The sequence below is a fragment of the Micromonospora sp. NPDC048169 genome, from assembly GCF_040652815.1.
Lineage (GTDB): Bacteria > Actinomycetota > Actinomycetes > Mycobacteriales > Micromonosporaceae > Micromonospora.
This window is the reverse complement of the sequence record NZ_JBEZMS010000029.1, coordinates 1-16,191: the sequence shown is the minus strand read 5'-3', so window position 1 is coordinate 16,191 and position 16,191 is coordinate 1. Positions and strand designations below refer to the sequence as shown.

21 protein-coding genes are annotated in these 16,191 nt (G+C 72.0%); 12 read left to right on the top strand and 9 right to left on the bottom strand.

Translation table 11 applies throughout. From position 1 onward, the window contains the following. Positions 1-31: 31 nt before the first annotated feature. Complete coding sequence (locus AB0D28_RS22400) at positions 32-460, bottom strand: hypothetical protein (protein WP_357388571.1); 429 nt, start codon at positions 458-460, stop codon at positions 32-34. Positions 461-527: 67 nt separating this feature from the next. Between AB0D28_RS22400 and AB0D28_RS22395 the strand changes: the two genes are divergently transcribed. Then, the gene (locus AB0D28_RS22395) at positions 528-1,754 is read left to right on the top strand and encodes an FAD-binding protein (protein ID WP_357388569.1); all 1,227 of its coding nucleotides are present in this window, start codon (positions 528-530) and stop codon (positions 1,752-1,754) included. Between the two features lie 2 nt (positions 1,755-1,756). On the opposite strand, the gene AB0D28_RS22390 is transcribed toward AB0D28_RS22395, so the two are convergent. Further along, a complete protein-coding gene (locus AB0D28_RS22390) occupies positions 1,757-2,896 on the bottom strand; it encodes a site-2 protease family protein (RefSeq protein ID WP_357388567.1) in 1,140 nt (379 codons plus the stop codon). A gap of 93 nt (positions 2,897-2,989) precedes the next feature. On the opposite strand from AB0D28_RS22390, the gene AB0D28_RS22385 reads away from it, so the two are divergent. Beyond that, on the top strand, positions 2,990-3,259 hold the full coding sequence (locus tag AB0D28_RS22385) for a type II toxin-antitoxin system prevent-host-death family antitoxin (RefSeq protein ID WP_174361730.1): 270 nt from the start codon (positions 2,990-2,992) through the stop codon (positions 3,257-3,259). Beyond that, entirely contained in the window at positions 3,256-3,537 is a 282-nt protein-coding gene (locus tag AB0D28_RS22380) for a type II toxin-antitoxin system RelE/ParE family toxin (protein ID WP_357388564.1), read from the top strand. The genes AB0D28_RS22385 and AB0D28_RS22380 overlap by 4 nt, the downstream gene beginning before the upstream one ends. Positions 3,538-3,592: 55 nt before the next feature. Here AB0D28_RS22380 and AB0D28_RS22375 read toward each other — a convergent pair whose 3' ends face one another. Together AB0D28_RS22375 and AB0D28_RS22370 are read right to left on the bottom strand one after the other, a co-directional pair. After that, a complete protein-coding gene (locus AB0D28_RS22375; protein ID WP_357388562.1) occupies positions 3,593-3,793 on the bottom strand; it encodes a DUF397 domain-containing protein in 201 nt (66 codons plus the stop codon). Continuing rightward, positions 3,786-4,664, bottom strand: coding sequence for a helix-turn-helix transcriptional regulator (locus tag AB0D28_RS22370; protein ID WP_357388560.1), 879 nt, complete (start codon positions 4,662-4,664; stop codon positions 3,786-3,788). The genes AB0D28_RS22375 and AB0D28_RS22370 overlap by 8 nt, the downstream gene beginning before the upstream one ends. A gap of 367 nt (positions 4,665-5,031) precedes the next feature. Here AB0D28_RS22370 and AB0D28_RS22365 point away from each other — a divergent pair, with 367 nt between their 5' ends. The 4 genes from AB0D28_RS22365 (at position 5,032) to AB0D28_RS22350 (ending at position 6,365) form a co-directional block, all read left to right on the top strand. Next, entirely contained in the window at positions 5,032-5,346 is a 315-nt protein-coding gene (locus AB0D28_RS22365; RefSeq protein WP_357388558.1) for a DivIVA domain-containing protein, read from the top strand. Then, positions 5,343-5,597: a hypothetical protein gene (locus tag AB0D28_RS22360; RefSeq protein ID WP_013287870.1), complete on the top strand. Its 255-nt coding sequence runs from the start codon at positions 5,343-5,345 to the stop codon at positions 5,595-5,597. Before AB0D28_RS22365 ends, AB0D28_RS22360 begins: the two co-directional genes overlap by 4 nt. 76 nt (positions 5,598-5,673) lie before the next feature. Continuing rightward, complete coding sequence (locus AB0D28_RS22355) at positions 5,674-5,958, top strand: hypothetical protein (RefSeq protein ID WP_357388556.1); 285 nt, start codon at positions 5,674-5,676, stop codon at positions 5,956-5,958. Beyond that, the gene (locus AB0D28_RS22350) at positions 5,955-6,365 is read left to right on the top strand and encodes a PIN domain-containing protein (RefSeq protein ID WP_357388554.1); all 411 of its coding nucleotides are present in this window, start codon (positions 5,955-5,957) and stop codon (positions 6,363-6,365) included. The genes AB0D28_RS22355 and AB0D28_RS22350 overlap by 4 nt, the downstream gene beginning before the upstream one ends. 13 nt (positions 6,366-6,378) lie before the next feature. Here the strand turns inward: AB0D28_RS22350 and AB0D28_RS22345 are convergent, their stop codons facing one another. The 3 genes from AB0D28_RS22345 to AB0D28_RS22335 form a co-directional block, all read right to left on the bottom strand. Further along, positions 6,379-6,798 carry a PIN domain nuclease gene (locus tag AB0D28_RS22345; protein ID WP_357388552.1) on the bottom strand — a complete coding sequence of 140 codons (420 nt, stop codon included), beginning with the start codon at positions 6,796-6,798 and terminating at the stop codon, positions 6,379-6,381. Beyond that, a complete protein-coding gene (locus AB0D28_RS22340) occupies positions 6,795-7,004 on the bottom strand; it encodes a type II toxin-antitoxin system VapB family antitoxin (RefSeq protein WP_357388550.1) in 210 nt (69 codons plus the stop codon). The genes AB0D28_RS22345 and AB0D28_RS22340 overlap by 4 nt, the downstream gene beginning before the upstream one ends. Before the next feature lie 94 nt (positions 7,005-7,098). Further along, entirely contained in the window at positions 7,099-7,950 is an 852-nt protein-coding gene (locus AB0D28_RS22335) for an alpha/beta fold hydrolase (RefSeq protein ID WP_357388548.1), read from the bottom strand. Between the two features lie 139 nt (positions 7,951-8,089). Between AB0D28_RS22335 and AB0D28_RS22330 the strand changes: the two genes are divergently transcribed. Then, positions 8,090-8,833, top strand: coding sequence for a 3-oxoacyl-ACP reductase family protein (locus AB0D28_RS22330; protein ID WP_357388546.1), 744 nt, complete (start codon positions 8,090-8,092; stop codon positions 8,831-8,833). 40 nt (positions 8,834-8,873) lie between these two features. Here the strand turns inward: AB0D28_RS22330 and AB0D28_RS22325 are convergent, their stop codons facing one another. Together AB0D28_RS22325 and AB0D28_RS22320 are read right to left on the bottom strand one after the other, a co-directional pair. After that, on the bottom strand, positions 8,874-9,764 hold the full coding sequence (locus AB0D28_RS22325; protein ID WP_357388544.1) for a L,D-transpeptidase: 891 nt from the start codon (positions 9,762-9,764) through the stop codon (positions 8,874-8,876). Between the two features lie 73 nt (positions 9,765-9,837). Continuing rightward, positions 9,838-11,283, bottom strand: a complete 1,446-nt coding sequence (locus AB0D28_RS22320) for an alpha-amylase family protein (RefSeq protein WP_357388542.1) — start codon at positions 11,281-11,283, stop codon at positions 9,838-9,840. Positions 11,284-11,574: 291 nt separating this feature from the next. Here AB0D28_RS22320 and AB0D28_RS22315 point away from each other — a divergent pair, with 291 nt between their 5' ends. The 4 genes from AB0D28_RS22315 to AB0D28_RS22300 are packed head-to-tail and all read left to right on the top strand — an operon-like array spanning position 11,575 to position 16,106. Continuing rightward, positions 11,575-13,188, top strand: coding sequence for a hypothetical protein (locus AB0D28_RS22315; RefSeq protein WP_357388540.1), 1,614 nt, complete (start codon positions 11,575-11,577; stop codon positions 13,186-13,188). Further along, the gene (locus AB0D28_RS22310; protein ID WP_357388538.1) at positions 13,185-14,651 is read left to right on the top strand and encodes an NADH-ubiquinone oxidoreductase-F iron-sulfur binding region domain-containing protein; all 1,467 of its coding nucleotides are present in this window, start codon (positions 13,185-13,187) and stop codon (positions 14,649-14,651) included. The genes AB0D28_RS22315 and AB0D28_RS22310 overlap by 4 nt, the downstream gene beginning before the upstream one ends. A gap of 13 nt (positions 14,652-14,664) precedes the next feature. Continuing rightward, positions 14,665-15,252, top strand: a complete 588-nt coding sequence (locus AB0D28_RS22305; RefSeq protein WP_357388536.1) for a redoxin family protein — start codon at positions 14,665-14,667, stop codon at positions 15,250-15,252. Continuing rightward, entirely contained in the window at positions 15,249-16,106 is an 858-nt protein-coding gene (locus tag AB0D28_RS22300) for a cytochrome c biogenesis protein CcdA (protein WP_357388534.1), read from the top strand. The genes AB0D28_RS22305 and AB0D28_RS22300 overlap by 4 nt, the downstream gene beginning before the upstream one ends. Positions 16,107-16,191: the final 85 nt, after the last annotated feature.

The following is a 16,191-nucleotide window of genomic DNA, read 5'->3' as shown; positions in this document are numbered from 1 at the left end:
TCGTCGCCGAGTCGCGTGAGTTTCGGGCGGGTCAGCTTGTTGTGGCGCGGCGGACGGTGTCGAGGCGGCCGTCGCGGTCGCTGTCCAGGTACGTCACGTCGGGCACACCGTCCCCGTCCAGGTCGATCTGCACCACGTCGGCCACGCCGTCGCCGTCCAGGTCGGTCACCACCTCGACGGAGCCGTCCAGGTGCCGGGTCACGATCGACCGGCCGGAGGCCTGGCGTGGCGGCGGCCCCGGGTGGGGCACCGGGACCGGCTCGGGCTCCGGCGTGGGCCCCGGCACCGGCGCGGTCGCGGCGGGCACCACCCCCACAGCGGCAGGCGGCATCTCCGCAGCGGCGGGCCCCACACCGGCGGGCGGCATCTCCGCAGCGTCGGGGTCCACGCCGGTCGGGTCGATCTCCTCCTCCGACGGGTACACGTCGCCGCGGAGGCTCGGGTCGCGGTAGCTGCTCATCCCGCCAGGATTCCCGCCGAGTGGCCGGGGCAACCCTGCCGGCGCATGATGGCGGATGATGCAGCGCATGACGGAGACCAACTGGGCCGGAAACGTCAGCTGGTCGGCGCGTACCCGATCGCGGCCGACCTCGACCGACGAACTGCGGCGGCTGGTCGCGGAGGCCGACCTGGTCCGGGCCGTCGGCACCGGCCACTCGTTCAACCGGCTCGGCGACACCACCGGCACCCAGATCGCGCTGGACGGCCTGCCGCCCACCGTCGCGCTCGACCCCGACCGCGGCACCGTCACCGTCGCGGCCGGGATGCGCTACGGCGACCTGGCCACCGCGCTCCAGGCCCAGGGGTACGCGCTGGCGAACCTCGCGTCGCTGCCGCACATCTCGGTGGCCGGCTCGGTCGCCACCGCCACCCACGGTTCCGGCGCGCGCAACCGCAACCTCGCCGCCGCCGTCGCCGCGCTGGAACTGGTCACCGCCGACGGCGACCTGATCACCGTCGACCGTAGTGACCCGCGCTTCGCCGGGATGGTGGTCAACCTGGGCGCGCTGGGCGTGGTCACCCGGCTCACGCTCGACGTGGTGCCCACGTACGCGGTGCGTCAGCACGTCCGCCTCGGCCTGCCCCGCGCGGCGCTGGACGAGGCGCTCGACGCCGCGTACAGCGTCAGCGTCTTCACCTCGTGGCGCTCGGAGCGCTTCGACCAGGTGTGGGTCAAGCAGCACGCCGACGAGCCGCCGCCGCCGGCCGACTGGCTGGACACGGTGGCCGCCGACTCGCCCCGGCACCCGGTGCCCGGCATGTCACCGGAGCACTGCACCGCTCAGCTCGGTGAGCCGGGGCCGTGGCACGAGCGGCTGCCGCACTTCCGGCTCGGCTTCACCCCGAGCAGCGGTGACGAGTTGCAGTCCGAGTGGCACGTGGCCCGCGCCGACGCCTCGGCGGCGCTCGCCGCGCTCGATCCGGTCGCCGACCGCATCGCCGCCGTGCTCCAGATCTGTGAGCTGCGTACGGTCGCCGCCGACGAGCTGTGGCTGAGCCCGAACTTCCGGCGCGACTCGCTGGCGCTGCACTTCACCTGGATCGGCGACCCGGTGGCTGTGGCGCCGGTGCTGGCCGAGGTGGAGGAGCGGCTCGCCCCGTTCGCGCCGCGCCCGCACTGGGGCAAGCTGTTCGAGCGCGATCCGGCCGCCGCGTACCCCCGGCACGCCGACTTCGCCGCGCTGCTGCGCGAGTTCGACCCGAAGGGGAAGTTCCGCACCGCCGAGATGGACCGCTACTTCCCCCGGGACTGAGGTCAGCGCCCGGCCGGTACCTGCTGGCGCAGGCTGCCGCGCTGCACGGCCCGGCTGATGTCACTGGGCGAGACGATGCCGACAAGCTGGTCGTCGATCACCACGAGCGCCCGGCCGTCGGTGCACTCGTTGAGGCGGGGCAGCAGGTCGGTGAGCTGCTCGTCCGGGCGGGCGAGCACCAGTTCGTCGGCGCGGCAGGACACCTCGGCCAGCGTGGTCGAGGCGCGGCGGTCCGCCGCGATGCCGCGTACCCGATCGAGCGTGACCAGACCGACCGGCCTGCCGTCGACGGTGAGCGGGAGTGCCGAGTGCCGGTACGCGAAAAGGTAGTGGTCGACGAAGTCGGCCACCGTGAGGTCGCCGGACGCGGTCTGCGGCTGCGGTGTCATGACGTCGCCCACCCGGATGCCGCGCAGCGCGTCGCCCATCCGGGCGGCGCGTTCCTCCTGGCCGGCGGCGCCGAGCAGGAACCAGCCGATCAGCGCCAGCCACAGCCCGCCGAACCCGGCGCCGGTGAAGAACCGCCACAGCCCGAGCCCGATCAGCACGACGCCGAGCACCCAGCCCGCGCGGGCCGCCACCACCGACGCCTTGGTCCGGTCGCCGGTGAACTTCCAGACCGCCGCGCGCAGCAGCCGCCCGCCGTCCAGCGGGGCGGCGGGAAGCACGTTGAAGATCGCCAGCAGTACGTTGATGCCTGCCAGCCACGCCAGCGCGCCGAGCAGCAGGCCGTGCCCGCCGGCGGCGGCGACCGCCACCGCGATCGCCGCGAAGACCACGCCGATGATCAGGCTGACCAGTGGCCCGACCCCGGCGATCCGCAGCTCGGCGCCCGGGTCCTTCGCCTCGCCCTTCAGTTCGGCGACGCCGCCGAACAGCCACAGCGTGATGCCCTCGACCTCGATGCCGTTGCGCTTGGCGACGACCGCGTGCGCCACCTCGTGGGCGAGCAGGCCGAGGAAGAAGACCACGGCGGCGGCCAGGCCGGCCGCGACGTAGGCGACGGGGGAGTGACCGGGGTACGAGGCCGGGAACAGGCTGGCCGACAGCGCCCACGCGATCAGCACGAAGATGACCAGGACACTCCAGTTGACGCCGACCGGTACACCCGCAATCCGGCCCAGCCGGAAACTCGCCCTCATGTTTCCGTCATACCCGGCGCACCCACCCGCACACCAGAGCCAGCAGGCGGCACTTTGCACTCGTACGAGTCGTACGAGTTGTACAATCGGGATATGAGCGAGCCCGCCGCCGAACTGCCGATCTCCGATGCCCGAGACAGCCTCGCGGATGTCGTGTCACGTGCCCACTACGCCGGGCGGATCACTTACGTGACCCGCCGGGGGCAGCGCTTGGCGGCCATCGTCCCCGCCGAGCTTGCCGAAGCGATCGAGCGAGCCGAGGACGCCGCAGATGTCTCGGCGGCCCGCGATGCCCTGGCCCGTATCGACGCCGGCGACACCCCCGTCCCGCTGGCCGACCTGCGCGACGAGCTCGGCCTGTGACGCTGCCACCGGAGCCGGTCTTCGCCGTCCGGGTCGATCGAGCCGCTGCCAAGCTGCTGCGCAAGCTCGATAGACCCGTGCAGGCCCGCCTTGTCGACGCCGTCGCCTCGCTGGCCATCGAGCCCCGTCCGGCCGGGGTGAAGGCGCTAGCCGGGCATCCCGGTCTACTGCGCATCCGGGTCGGTGACTACCGCATTATCTACACCGTCCGCGATCGTGAACTGATCGTCCTCGTGGTTCACCTCGGCCATCGTGGCGATGTCTATGACACGCTCTGAGCCTGACTCCGGTGAGATCATGATGCCGCCGCTCCGGTGTCGGCGCGGGCAACGGTCAGCGGCTCAGCGTCTCGCTCTTGACGGCCCGGATGAAGGCGGCCCAAGTGCCCGGCGGGAAAGCGAGGGCCGGGCCAGCGGGGTTCTTGCTGTCGCGCAGGCCGACCACGTCGGGGAGATTGTCGGCCACCTCCACGCACTCCCCGCCGTTGTTGCTGCGGGTCGACTTGCGCCAGACGGCGCCGGTCAGGTCAGGCACGGGAGTACTCCTCTGCGACATGCTGGATCAGGCTCTTCGACTTGGACTCGCTCAGCGCGCGGCTCGCTATGTCAGTCCAGATGGTGTTGTAGGCGTCGGTCTCGTGTGGCTTGTCGAGGTAGATGGCACCGGTAGCGGCTTCCAGGTATGTCACCGGCGGTTCCACCTCCTTGCCGCTGCTGTCTCGCGGAAATTCCAGGATCGAGAAAGCCCCGGCCATCGCTCCGGCGTGCAGCCCGGAAGAAAAAGCTAGAACCTGCACGGTTACGTTGGGTAGCTCTGCGGCCTTCAGGATCTGATGTAGCTGCTCGGTCATGATGGTCGCTCCACCAACCGGACGCCGCAACACCGCCTCGTTGACTATCACGCTGAGTTGTGGGGCGGAGAAGCGGGTGAGAAGTGCCTGCCGCTCCACGCGGAGCTGGATGGCTCGCTCTTGGCCCTCGCGGTCACCTGCCTCGATGGCGCCGCCGGGCATCCGGAAGAGCTGCTCGGCGTAGGCGCGCGTCTGGAGTAGGCCGGGAACCAACTCGGCTTGGTACTGCCGGATGCTGGACGCCGCTGCTTCAAGGCCGATGTAGAGCTGGAACCAGCGCGGAAGGCCCGAGCCGATGTAGTCGTGCCACCAGTTCTTGTTTTCTCGCGTGGCCGATGCCATGGCGAGAACCAGTTCGCCGTCCTCCTCCGAAGCGCCGTAGAGCTTGAGCATCTCCTTGACGTCCGCCGCGCGGAACCGGACGTTCTCGGCGCCGCTCTCGATGCGATAGAGGGTTGCCCTCGCCCGGTCCAGTTCCTCGGCGGCCTTCTCCATCGTCAGCCCGGCAGCCTTGCGGAGGGATTCGAGTTTCCTGCCCAGCTGTCGCCGAAGCATGGTCGATCCCGTTACGGCCTGTGACACCCCTGCCTCCGATGGTCAGGTCATAGTTGACGCGCCCCCGTTCAATTAAACGCCGCTGATGTATCAGAAACAATAGACACGTCACGCTGAGTTCTACTAAATGCATGTGGCTCTAGTAGGACGCTCTCTGTTAGACGTTGCATTTGACTAGATGCGGTGCTTCACTTCCCCTGCGGCCACTGTGGAGTTCTCCTGCTCAATGGCCATGTGAGCCCTGCTGACGTACTGCTGGTCGAAGGCTGCGGTGGCAGGTGCCCGGGGTGGGTCCGCCGGTGCGGGGCGGGCCGACGGACCCGCCCCTTCCACGGCTCGATCTCGACGGTGAGAGGCAGGTCCTGTCATGCGCGTCTTCCTCCGGCGTGTCCGGCGTCGCCGGCGGTCGGTCCTCGGATCGACCTGCTACCGCTCGTCCGCCTACCAACCCCTGCGCCCGTGGCAGGTCCGTGAGCGGAGCTTCCGGCCGACCCCGCTGGGCCGGCGCGGGCTCGACCCGCAGGAGGTGCGGGAGTTCCTCGACCGGGTCGCCGGTGACCTGGCCGCCGTCTACGACGCGCTGGCGCAGAGCCGCCGGGAGACAGACCGGATCAAGAACGCGCTTCGCCGCTGGCAGTCGGAGCAGGCCCGGGCCCGCAGCGAACGGGGGTACGACAGGTGACCGAGCGCTGGGTGATCCACCTGCCGGTCGTCGTCAACGACCTGCTCTCCGCTCAGCGGCTGGCGCGGGTGGTGGCGCACTGGACGCATGTCCTGCCGCAGACCGAGCCGGGCGGCACCACCGTCTCGGCGGAGGACGACCAGAACGTCCGCCACTGGGTGTTCTGCGACCGGTTGCTGCCCGGCGGGCAACGGTGTCTGCTCCGGCCCGGACACGACGGTGAGTGTTCCCGGCGGTTCCGGCCGCGATGAGCATGCGCCGGAGCAGGGTCGGACGACACCCGCGTGCCGCACCGCAAGCGGAGTATGCACGAGCTATGGTGAGAGTATGACGCGGCGCATCACGATCAGTTTGCCCGACGACGTGGCCGAGTACGTCGAGCGGTCGCACGGCACGACGTCCGGCTTCATCGCCGACGTGCTCCGTCGCAAGATGCGCGCGGACGGCCTGCGGGCTCGATGGGCCGAGCACGGCTACGTGGTGACCGACGAGGACGTCGAGCGGGCCCGCCGGAGGCTGGCCCAACAGCCACCGATCAGCGACGAGCAGCACGAACGGAACATGGAGTGGCTGCGCCAGTTCGGGGACGGTGACGGGGTGGCCGCCGCGTGAACGGGCTCGTCCTGGACACGTCCGCACTGCTCGCGTACGCCGCGGGCGACAGCGTCGAACCGGGCGCGTTGCTGACCCTCGCGCAGGAGGATCCCGAGCAGGAGGTGTGGATCCCGGCGCTCTGCCTCGGGCAGGCGCAGCTTCAGGTCGCGGGCACTCCGGCCGCCGACCTGCTCGATCTGCTCCTCGACACGGACCGGGACATCCGGATCGCGGTCTACGACGGCCCGACCAGCCGGCGGGTGGCCCGGATCGCGGCGAGCCGGAAGGTGCCGCTCGACGTGGCCCATGCGGTCGCCACCGCCGTGCTCTACCGCTGCTACCTGGTGACGCGGGACGCCGAGACGGTGGCGGCAGCGGCCCCACCCGATCTCGAAGTCCTCGACATCTCCGACTCGTGGGAGTGAGGGCCGGAGTCGGTCAGTCGGCCTTTCCGGCCGGGACGACCCACGTGGTCGGCTGGCCGGTGATCGCGGTGATCAGATCGAAGTCGCCGTCGTAGTGCAGAACGGTCACGCCATGCCGTTCGGCCGTCGCGGCGATCAGCAGATCGGCCATCGAGAGCGCGCGGTGGTTGCCCTTGTGCAGCGCCTGCACCCGGACGTCGATCGCCCGATCCCAGATGTCGTCGGGCATGGCGAGCCAGTCGAAGCCGCGGAGCAGCCATCGCGCGCGCTTCGCGTCCGTGGCCGAGCGGGCGCTGTGCACCACCTCGATCTCGACCGCCCCACAGACCGCCAGCAGACCGCGCTCGGACAACTCGTCCAGGACGGCTGCCACGGCAGGTTTCGGCCACCTGGCCAGCGCGGACTTGTCGAGAAGGTAGCGCTCCCGCGTCATGCCGCTTCGGGCTTCGACGCCTGCTGCGGGTCGGTGAGGTCCGGCAGGCCGCCGCTCTTGAGCCATTCGGCGAACTCCCGGCGCTTCTCCCGGTTGACCACTGCCTGAAGCGCGGCGTTGACAGTGGCCTTCTTGGTGCCGGTGCCGAGGATCTCGGCGGCCTCGGCCAGGAGTTCGTCATCGACGTCAAGGATGGTTCGGGACACGCTGCGCCTCCTCGTCCGGCCAGTCGAACGAGTCGATGATATCAAGTTGGGCAGATTTTGATATCTACGCGAGCGAGCGATGGTTCCGGCGTGGTCAGCGCCGTCGAGGGGCCTCGGCGACCACGGTCGGGGAGAACTCGTTCGCCGCCTCGACCGCCCACTCCAGCGCGAAGTCCGCTTCCTCCTCCCAGCCCGGTTCGCCGCCGACGAAGTGCGACCGGCCGGGGAACTCCCGGTAGCCGGTGAGCGCCGTGGAGCTCCGGTAGAGGTTGGCGATGCTGCTGGCCAGCGACGCGGGCACCACGTGGTCCTCGCCGCCCGCGGTGATCAGCAGCGGGGCGCGGTCGCTGCGCTTCTTGTCGATCTCGGTGGCGGAGTTCGGGTCCAGGTTGGCGAACGCGGCCTCGAACAGCACGTGCCCGGCGCCCGGTACGGCGTACCGCTGCCATGCCGCGTCGGACTGCTCCTGGCTGATGGTGTTGCCGAAGGCGTACCGGAAGTCCTCCGGGGTGAACGGCACCGCGCGGTGCCGGTTGGCCGGGTTGTGCAGGATGGAGTACCCGGAGCGCAGCGTGCTCGGCGGCAGCTTGAGCACGCCCCGTACCGGCGCGGGGTGCACGGCGACCACGGCGGCGCCGAGGCGCCGGTCCGCCAGCAACTGGGCGATCAGGCCGCCGAACGAGTGGCCCATGATGATCGGCGGGCGCGGCAGGTCCCTGACGATCGCCTCGTAGTGGTCGGCGATGTCGGCGATGCGCTGCGCGGCGATCGGGGCCGGGTCGGCCCGCAGCTCCTCCACCTCGCGGTCCATGCCGGGCCAGGCGGGCGTGAGCACCTGGAAGCCGCGCCCGGCGTACCGCTGCGCCCAGTGCTCCCAGCTCCGCGAGGTCATCCAGAGCCCGTGGATGAGCACTATCGTGTCGACCCGTCCCGTCGGTGCGCTCATGTCTAGTCTCCCCGTTTCGCCGCTGGACGGCCCGCGCGTACCCGGCCTGGGTGCCGGCAATCCTGTCTGATCGAACAGACGGGAAACGGGCCGGAGACCCGGATGATCGCTGTCCTGAGTCGACTGTCAGGATGACGACATGACGGTCAGACTTGCCGACAGGGTCGCCCTGGTGACGGGCGGGAGCCGGGGTATCGGTGCCGCCGTCGTGCGCCGGCTGGCCGAGGACGGCATCCACGTCGCGTTCACCTACCGCACCGCGGAGGACAGCGCGAAGTCCGTGGTGGCCGAGATCGAGGCGTACGGCCGGACCGGCCTGGCGATCAACGCGGACAGCACCGACGCGACGGCCGTGGTCGACGCTGTGGAGCGGACCGTCGCCGAGTTGGGGCGGTTGGACATCCTGGTCAACAACGCCGGGGTGTTCGCGGGTGGGCCGATCGAGTCGGTCAGCCTCGACGCCCTGGACCGGGCGATCGCGGTGAACGTGCGCGGGGTCTACCTCGTCACCCAGGCGGCGGTACGCCACATGGGTGCGGGTGGGCGGATCGTCAACATCGGCAGCAGCTTCGCCAGCCGTGTCCCGGCTCCCGGGGTGAGCGCGTACGCGATGACCAAGAGCGCCGTGAACGGGCTGACCCGGGCGCTCGCCCGGGAGCTCGGTCCGCGCGGGATCACCGTCAACCTGATCCTGCCCGGCTCGACCGACACCGACATGAACCCGGCGGACAGCGCGGGCGCGGACGGGCAGCGGTCGCACATCGCCCTCGGCCGGTACGCGGAGCCGGAAGACGTGGCGGCGACTGTCAGTCACCTGGTGGGTGCCGGCGGACGGCACATCACCGGCGCGTCGATAGCGATCGACGGCGGCGCGACGGCCTGAGCGGATCCGGGCCGACGGCTGGCTGCTGGGCTGAGCCCGGTCAGGGCAGGCGGTCCACGACCACGAAGGCGGTGCCCGGCTCGACCTCGGTCAGCAGCAGGCGCTGGGCGCTGCGGGTCAGCCGGATGCAGCCGTTCGTGACGTTCTTGCCGAGCGTGTCGTCGTTGTACCAGCTGTGCAGTCCGATGTGGGCCCCGCGCAGGCCGGTCGGCACCGCGTCCGGGTCGTCGGGGATCGCGCCGAGGGCGAAGATGTCGACACCGCCGTAGACGGCCTGCGGGGGTGGCGTGCGGCCCAGCACGAACGTGCGCCCGAGCGGGGTGAGCTGCCCGGACATGCCGAGGCTGACCGGCCAGGTGCGCATCGCGCGCCCGTCCCGGCTCCAGGTGAGGCGGTGGGTGCGCCGCTCCACCACGATCTGGTCGCGCAGCGCCACAGTGGTCCAGCCGCCGGACGGCAGCCACGCGATGGTGCGGTTGGCCGACGGGAGCAGCACCGCGGTCCAGCCGGCGCGGCGGTCGACGATCGGCACCGTCAGCCGTACGCCGCTGACGGTCGGCGCGAGGAACGCCAGCGGACGCCCGCCCGGCGCGTCGTAGGCGGCCACGTTCCGGTTGGGGCGCAGCCCTTCGCTCAGCGGGCGGGTGTCGGCCGGGTCCGGGTCGGGCGGGAAGCCGCGCGGGGCCGGGTCGTAGGTGACCACCGGCAGGTCGTCCGGCGCCGGCGCGGCGGGTGGCACCGACTCCAGCGGCGACGGGCTCGGAGCGGCGGTCGTGGCCGGGGGCGCGGCGGCGGGCGGCGCGGACGGGGGCTCGGGCGTGACGGTGAGCGCGCGGCCGACCAGCAGCGCGGTGACGAGCAGCAGCGGTACGGCGAGCGCGGCGATCAGCCAGCCGGGAGGCCGGCGCGTGGCAAACCGGTCGAACAGCACGAAACCGACTGTAACGGAACGGAAGCCCTCATACCCGGTACTGCGGGTACGAGGGCTTCCGCGCCGGATCGGCTCAGCTCAGCTTCGCGCCGACGTGGATGGCGATCGCGTCGTGCGCGGCCACGTTCGTGGCGAACCAGCCGGACGAGTCCACGGTGATCACCGGGCCGCTGCACGAGCCGTTACTGAACGTGCCGTGGACGACGTCGCAGTAGCGGCCCGCCGGCAGCCCGGTGTAGTACGACCGGCCGTTCACCGCGCTGTCCTCGTCGTTGATCGTCAGGTAGCCCTTGCCGCTACGGCTGAACGCGATGTGCTGGTAGCCGTTGTCGTACCAGTTGGAGACCCCGGCGCCCTCGGTGGCGTTGCGGAAGCCGACCATGTTGGCGATGACCGGCCAGCGGTGCTCGCACTCCCAGCCCGAGTAGCAGGTGACGTTGGTGATCCGGTTGCTGCCGTCGGAGGGCGGGCCCTGGTCCCGGCCGCTGTAGGTGAAGCTCGACATCACCGCCGGGGTGCCGTACGGCCAGGCCAGCATGAACGCGTTGGCGAGCGCGTACGTGCCACGGTTGCGGTAGGTGAGCACGCCACCCTCGCGCTGGGTGTCGTGGTTGTCGGTGAAGACCACCGCCTTGGCGCTCGACAGGTAGCCCCAGGACTCACCGAAGTTCTTCAGGTACGCGAGCCGCTCGTTGTTGAACATCCGGGCCAGGTCCTTGCCGTACCGGAACTCGTGCACGTCACCGTTGCCGGTGTACTCGGTCGGCTGGATCGGCTCACCGGCGCCGTAGATGACCTCCTGCACCAGGTACGCGCCGCGGTTCAGCTTGGCCTTGATCGCGGCGATGTCGGCGGCCGGCATGTGCTTGCTGCCGTCGAGGCGGAAGCCGTCGACGCCGAGCGAGAGCAGGTCGTTGAGGTACGCGGCCAGCCTGCCGCGCACGTACTCCGACTCGGTCTTGAGGTCGGCGAGGTTGACCAGCTCGCAGTTCTGCACCTCGTACCGGTCGTTGTAGTTGGCGATGTCGTTGTTGCCGTTGCGGCCGCAGTAGTGGAAGTCCTGCGCCGAGTAGACGCCCGGGTAGTTGTAGTGCCCGTACGACGAGCCGGCCCAGCCGGTGCCGCCGTTCTCCTGGCCGGACATGTGGTTGACCACGGCGTCGACGATCACCTTGACGCCCGCCGCGTGGCAGGTGTTCACCATGGACTGGAACTGCGCGCGGGTGCCCTTGCGGGACTCGATCCGGTAGCTGACCGGCTGGTACGACACCCACCACGGGCTGCTGTTGACGTGCTCCTGGGGTGGGGACACCTGCACGTAGCCGTAGCCCTTCGGGCCCAGCGTGCTGGTGCACTCGGCGGCCACCGAGGTCCAGTTCCACTCGAAGAGCTGGACGATCACCTTCTTGGTGCCCGGGGTGGCGGCGGCGGCCGGGGGTGCCGCCGCGGTGAGGGGGACGAGCAGGCTCGCGGCCAGGCTCAGGGCGAGCGCTGCGGCGCGGCATCGGCGTCGATGCATCAGGACTCCTGCGGGTTGCGGGGGATGCGGGGGAGTGGAGCCTGTATCAGTGCCGGGTTCTTGCAGCCGACCTGAAAGTTTGCGGCAAGGTTACGAGAATGTTGCAAGAGCTGTCAACGTATGGGCATCCGTCGCTGCGTCGGTCGCTACACGCGCGTCCGGTCCGGACGGTTCGAGAATCCGGCCGAGAAATTCGCCACCGGAGGTGATCCGTGCGCGCCGTCCCTCCGTACCTGAGGTGGGAGCAGGGTCGGCCGGTGGGGGCGCCGCCGCGAGACGATCGAGGAGCAGATGGCCCGGGCACAGCAGAACGAGAAGGCGACGACCGTCCGGACCACCACCACCAGCCGTGGTGCCCGGACGATGTCGAAGTCCGCGATGGTGGCACTGACCGCCTCCGCGCTCGGCCTCGCGTGGGCCGGTGTGGAACTGGCCGGCGCCGGCGGCGTCATGTACTCGTACGGATTCTTCTTCACCGAGTTCTTCGCCGGGGTGGTCGCCCTGGTCTCGCTCAGCATCACAGTGATGCTGGGCCTGCTCGCCACCGACCGCCTGGTGCTGCTCATCCGGCACCGCGTGCTGCTCCAGTCGGCACACCGCGCCACCGGCGTGCTCGGCGTCGCCGGGCTCGTCTTCCACGTCATCACCAAGGTGGCGATCGGCCGGGCCGGGCCGACCGACGCGGTGGTGCCGTTCCTCAGCGGCAGCGGACTCTACATCGGACTGGGCACCGTCGCCGCGCTGCTGATGGTGGGCGTGCTCTGGACCGGCCTGATCCGGGTCCGGTTCGCCGGAGTCGGTCCGAGGTGGTTCTGGCGCGCGCTGCACTCGATGGCGTACGTGTCCTGGCCGTTCGCGCTGGTGCACGGCCTCAACGCCGGCCGGCCCGCCGCCGCCTGGGTGGTGCTGAGCTACCTCGCCTGCGTGCTGCTGGTGGTGATGGCGCTGCTGGTGCGCGTCTCGGTCCACCTCGGCAAGCGCAGCCGCGAGCAGCACCAGGCCGTCGCGCTGAACAAGGCGATGGCCGGCAAGGGCGAGGAGCGTACCGGCGTGTTCGCCGCGCTCACCCGCAAGAAGGCCGCCGACAAGGAGGACAGCGGAGCCGGCCGGGGCCGCTGGGCCGAGGCGAGCGCCACCTGGACCGCACCGGCAGGCACCGCCCGGCGGCGCGATCCGGAGCGGTTCGCCGTACCCGTGGTGCCGGAACCCGGATCCCTGCGCGAGCCGGTCCGCGCGGCCGCCGCCCGGCGGCGCGAGGCCGAGCCGGACGCGCCCACCCGGCGGGCCCGCACCCAGGAGGCGCCCGCCCGCCGCCGTCGCCGCGACGACGAGGAGCGTGTGACCCGCCGGTCCCGGACCGAGGAGCGGGTGGCCCGCCGCTCCCGCGACGACGAGGACCTGGTCGCCCGGTACTCCGCGCCGCCGGAGAGCGGCGGCCGGCACTCGGCGCCGCCGGACACCGGTGGCCGCCACTCCGCGCCCCCGGACGGCGGCCGGTACGCCACGGCCTCCGAGGTGGCCCGCTACTCCGCGCCGCCGCGCGCCGGCGACGAGCCGGAGGAGCCCTGGGACAGCCCGCGCCGCTGGGAGACCCGCCCGGTCTCCGGCGAGCCGATCTCGGCCGGCCCGATCTCCGGCACCCCGCTCTCGGCGGAGCCGCTCAGCGGGTCCGGCCGGCGCTACCGGGACGAGGAGGACGTGCCGGAGGAGCCCGACTACTGGCGCCCGCCGGCCCGCTACGCCGCCGACGAGGCGTTCGTCGACGACACCCCGACGCTCGTCGACCTCGCCTCTCGCCGCGCCATGCGCGCGGGCAAGGAGAGCCGGCCCGGCCGCCGCAAGCGGGCCGACGCGGAAGCGGTCGACGGCGCGTACTGGGCCGGACTGCGGGGTGAGGCCCGGTGAAGCGCGCGACGATCCCACCTGTCGCCTGTGTCGGCGAGCCCCGCCTGACCGCCGGTTTCGCCGAGTTCGGCCGGCTCGACCTGCTGGCCCACGAGGAGGTGCACGGCCCGATCGGCCCGATGGAACCGGCGGCGCTGCTGCGGCTCGCCGAGGCGATCGACCTCAAGGGCAAGGGCGGCGCCGGTTTCCCGTTCGCCCGCAAACTGCGCGCCGTGCTGGAGTCCTGCGAGCGGCAGGACCTCGGCGCCGTGGTGGTGGTGAACGCCACCGAGGGGGAGCCGGCGAGCTGGAAGGACAAGGTGCTGCTCACCCGCGCCCCGCACCTCATCCTGGACGGCGCCGCGCTCGCCGCGTTCGCGCTCGACGCCGAGGAGATCGTGATCGGCGTCGCCGACGACGACGTGGGCCGCCCCTCGCTGGCCGAGGCGTTGCAGGAACGGCGCATGCCGGTGCCGACCACGATCGTCACGGTGCCGCACCGGTTCATCTCCGGCGAGGGCGGCGCGCTCGTCAACGGCATCAACGGCCTGCCGCACATCCCGCCCGGCACGAAGAAGCGCTCCAGCGACTCCGGCGTCGGCGGGCTGCCCACGCTGCTGTCGAACGCCGAGACGTACTCCCAGCTCGCCGTCGCCGCCCGGATCGGCCCGTACGAGTACGCCGCGCTCGGCACCGACGACGAGCCGGGCACCGTGCTGCTCACCGTCACCGGCTCGGCGAAGCGCCCCGCCGTGGTGGAGTGCGCCGCCGGCACCCCGCTGCGGGAGATCCTCGACCTGTGCGAGGTGCCGCCGGGCCCGGGCATCCTGATGGGCGGCTACCACGGCAAGTGGATCACCTCGGCGGCGGCGGAGCGGGCCGAGGTGTCCCGCAAGGGGCTCACCGCCGTCGGCGGCACGCTCGGCGCCGGCATCATCGTGCCGCTGGGCGCCGACACCTGCCCGCTGGGCGAGGCCGCGCAGGTGGTGCGGTACCTCGCGGGCGAGTCCGCCGGGCAGTGCGGCCCGTGCAAGATGGGCCTGCCCGACCTGGCCCGCTCGGTCGACCTCGCGGTCTCCGGCAGCGCCCCGGTCGAGCTGGTCCGGGCCGCGGCCGGCGACGTCAAGGGCCGCGGCGCGTGCAGCCACCCGGACGGCACCGCCCGGTTCGCGTTGTCGGCCATGGAGGTGTTCGCCGACGACCTGCGGCTGCACGCCACCGGCGAGGGCTGCGGCAAGCGGGTCAAGGGCATGATGGGGCTGCCCGGCGCGCCCGACGCCAACCCGCAGAAGCTCACCCTGGACTGGTCGCGCTGCGACGGGCACGGGCTGTGCGCGCATGTGGTGCCGGACTTCATCCGGCTCGACGGCAACGGCTACCCGGCGTTCCCGCCCACCCCGGTGCCGACGTGGCTGCGCGAGGGAGCGCTCAAGGCGGTAAAGGTCTGTCCCGAACTCGCGCTCCGGCTGGTCCGGGCCGAATAGCCAGGAGCCGCCGATGCGTACCGCCGTCCGTGTCACAGCCGCCGCCGTACTGACCGCTGTGCTCGCCGCCACGACCGGCTGCGCCGCCGGACCGGAGCCCGACGCGGCAGCGGGCGCGGTGGCCCCCGCGTCCACCGCCGCACCCCGGGCCACCGTGACGCCGTCCGGCCCGGCGTCCGCGTCACCGGCCCCGGTGCCGGCCGCGCTGTCGTTCACCGGCAAGACCCTCGACGGTACGGCGTTCGACGCCGCCGCCCTGGCCGGGCGGCCGGTCGTGCTCTGGTTCTGGGCGCCCTGGTGCGCCACCTGCGCGAGCCAGGCGTGGACGGTGGCCGAGATCGCCCCCACCTACCGCGACACGGTCCCGATCGTCGGCGTCGCCGGGCTCGGCGAGCAGAAGGCCATGAAGTCGTTCGTCACCGAGTTCGACCTGGGCGGCACGACACAGATCGACGACCGGGCGGGCGCGCTGTGGCGCCGGTTCAAGGTGGCCGAGCAGAGCACGTTCGTCGTCCTGGACCGCACCGGCCGGGTCGTACACAAGGGATTCCTGGACGGCGAGGCGCTGACCCGGCAGGTCGAGACGCTGGCCCGGGGATGACCGGCGCGCTGCTGCTCGCGCTGACCGCCGGCATGCTCGGCGCGGTCAACCCGTGCGGCTTCGCGATGCTGCCCGCGTACCTCTCGCTGCTCGTCGCCGGCCCCGACGGCGGGCGCGGCGCGGTCGGCCGCGCGCTCACCGCGACGGCCGGGCTCACCCTCGGGTACGTGCTGGTGTTCGGCGCGTTCGGGCTGGCCCTGGCACCGGCGGCGGACTGGCTGCGGCCCCGGCTGCCGTGGCTCACAGTGACGCTCGGCGTGCTGCTGGCACTGGCCGGGTGCTGGCTGCTCGCCGGCCGTCGGCTGCCCGCGCCGCGCCCGCTGCGCGTCGCGCCCCGGCTCACCCGCACCTGGCCGTCCATGGCGCTGTTCGGCGCGGCGTACGCGCTCACGTCGCTGACCTGCGCGATCGCGCCGTTCCTGGCGATCGTGGTGACCAGCCTGCGGGCCGGGTCGCCGTGGCGCGGGCTGGCGCTGTTCGGGGCGTACGCGCTGGGCATGGCGCTCGTGGTCGGCGTGGCCGCGCTCGCCGTGGCGCTGCTGCGCGGTCGGGTGGTGGCGCGGCTGCGCGGCGCGGGCGCGTGGGTGCCGCGGCTGAGCGGCCTGGTGCTGGTGGTCGCGGGCGGCTACGTCGCCTGGTACGGCTGGTACGAGGTACGCCTCGCCCGGGGCCGCTACGACGCCTTCACCGACCCGGTCATCCGCACCGCAGCCGCTATCCAGCAGTCCTTGGTGAGCGCTGTCAACACGCTGGGCCCCGCCGTCCTGGCGGCGCTGCTCCTGACCGCGCTGCTCCTAGCCGCCCTCCGCCCCCGCCCCCGCTCCCGCTCCCGCTCCCGCTCCCGCGATCTGTGAGTGGGGGTTGTCAAGTGGTTCGGTGGTGGTTGGTGATGGTGCGGTAGAGCTGTCGGGCGATGTAGCGCTTGAGGCAGCGGGTGAT

Coding starts and splice junctions, on each gene's coding strand:
- AB0D28_RS22300 (WP_357388534.1), top strand. CDS start 15,249: ATGACCGGCGCGCTGCTGCTCGCGCTGACCGCCGGCATGCTCGGCGCG.
- AB0D28_RS22330 (WP_357388546.1), top strand. CDS start 8,090: ATGACGGTCAGACTTGCCGACAGGGTCGCCCTGGTGACGGGCGGGAGC.
- AB0D28_RS22335 (WP_357388548.1), bottom strand. CDS start 7,950: ATGAGCGCACCGACGGGACGGGTCGACACGATAGTGCTCATCCACGGG.
- AB0D28_RS22395 (WP_357388569.1), top strand. CDS start 528: ATGACGGAGACCAACTGGGCCGGAAACGTCAGCTGGTCGGCGCGTACC.
- AB0D28_RS22385 (WP_174361730.1), top strand. CDS start 2,990: ATGAGCGAGCCCGCCGCCGAACTGCCGATCTCCGATGCCCGAGACAGC.
- AB0D28_RS22365 (WP_357388558.1), top strand. CDS start 5,032: ATGCGCGTCTTCCTCCGGCGTGTCCGGCGTCGCCGGCGGTCGGTCCTC.
- AB0D28_RS22345 (WP_357388552.1), bottom strand. CDS start 6,798: ATGACGCGGGAGCGCTACCTTCTCGACAAGTCCGCGCTGGCCAGGTGG.
- AB0D28_RS22320 (WP_357388542.1), bottom strand. CDS start 11,283: ATGCATCGACGCCGATGCCGCGCCGCAGCGCTCGCCCTGAGCCTGGCC.
- AB0D28_RS22370 (WP_357388560.1), bottom strand. CDS start 4,664: ATGCTTCGGCGACAGCTGGGCAGGAAACTCGAATCCCTCCGCAAGGCT.
- AB0D28_RS22390 (WP_357388567.1), bottom strand. CDS start 2,896: ATGAGGGCGAGTTTCCGGCTGGGCCGGATTGCGGGTGTACCGGTCGGC.
- AB0D28_RS22400 (WP_357388571.1), bottom strand. CDS start 460: ATGAGCAGCTACCGCGACCCGAGCCTCCGCGGCGACGTGTACCCGTCG.
- AB0D28_RS22315 (WP_357388540.1), top strand. CDS start 11,575: ATGGCCCGGGCACAGCAGAACGAGAAGGCGACGACCGTCCGGACCACC.
- AB0D28_RS22305 (WP_357388536.1), top strand. CDS start 14,665: ATGCGTACCGCCGTCCGTGTCACAGCCGCCGCCGTACTGACCGCTGTG.
- AB0D28_RS22355 (WP_357388556.1), top strand. CDS start 5,674: ATGACGCGGCGCATCACGATCAGTTTGCCCGACGACGTGGCCGAGTAC.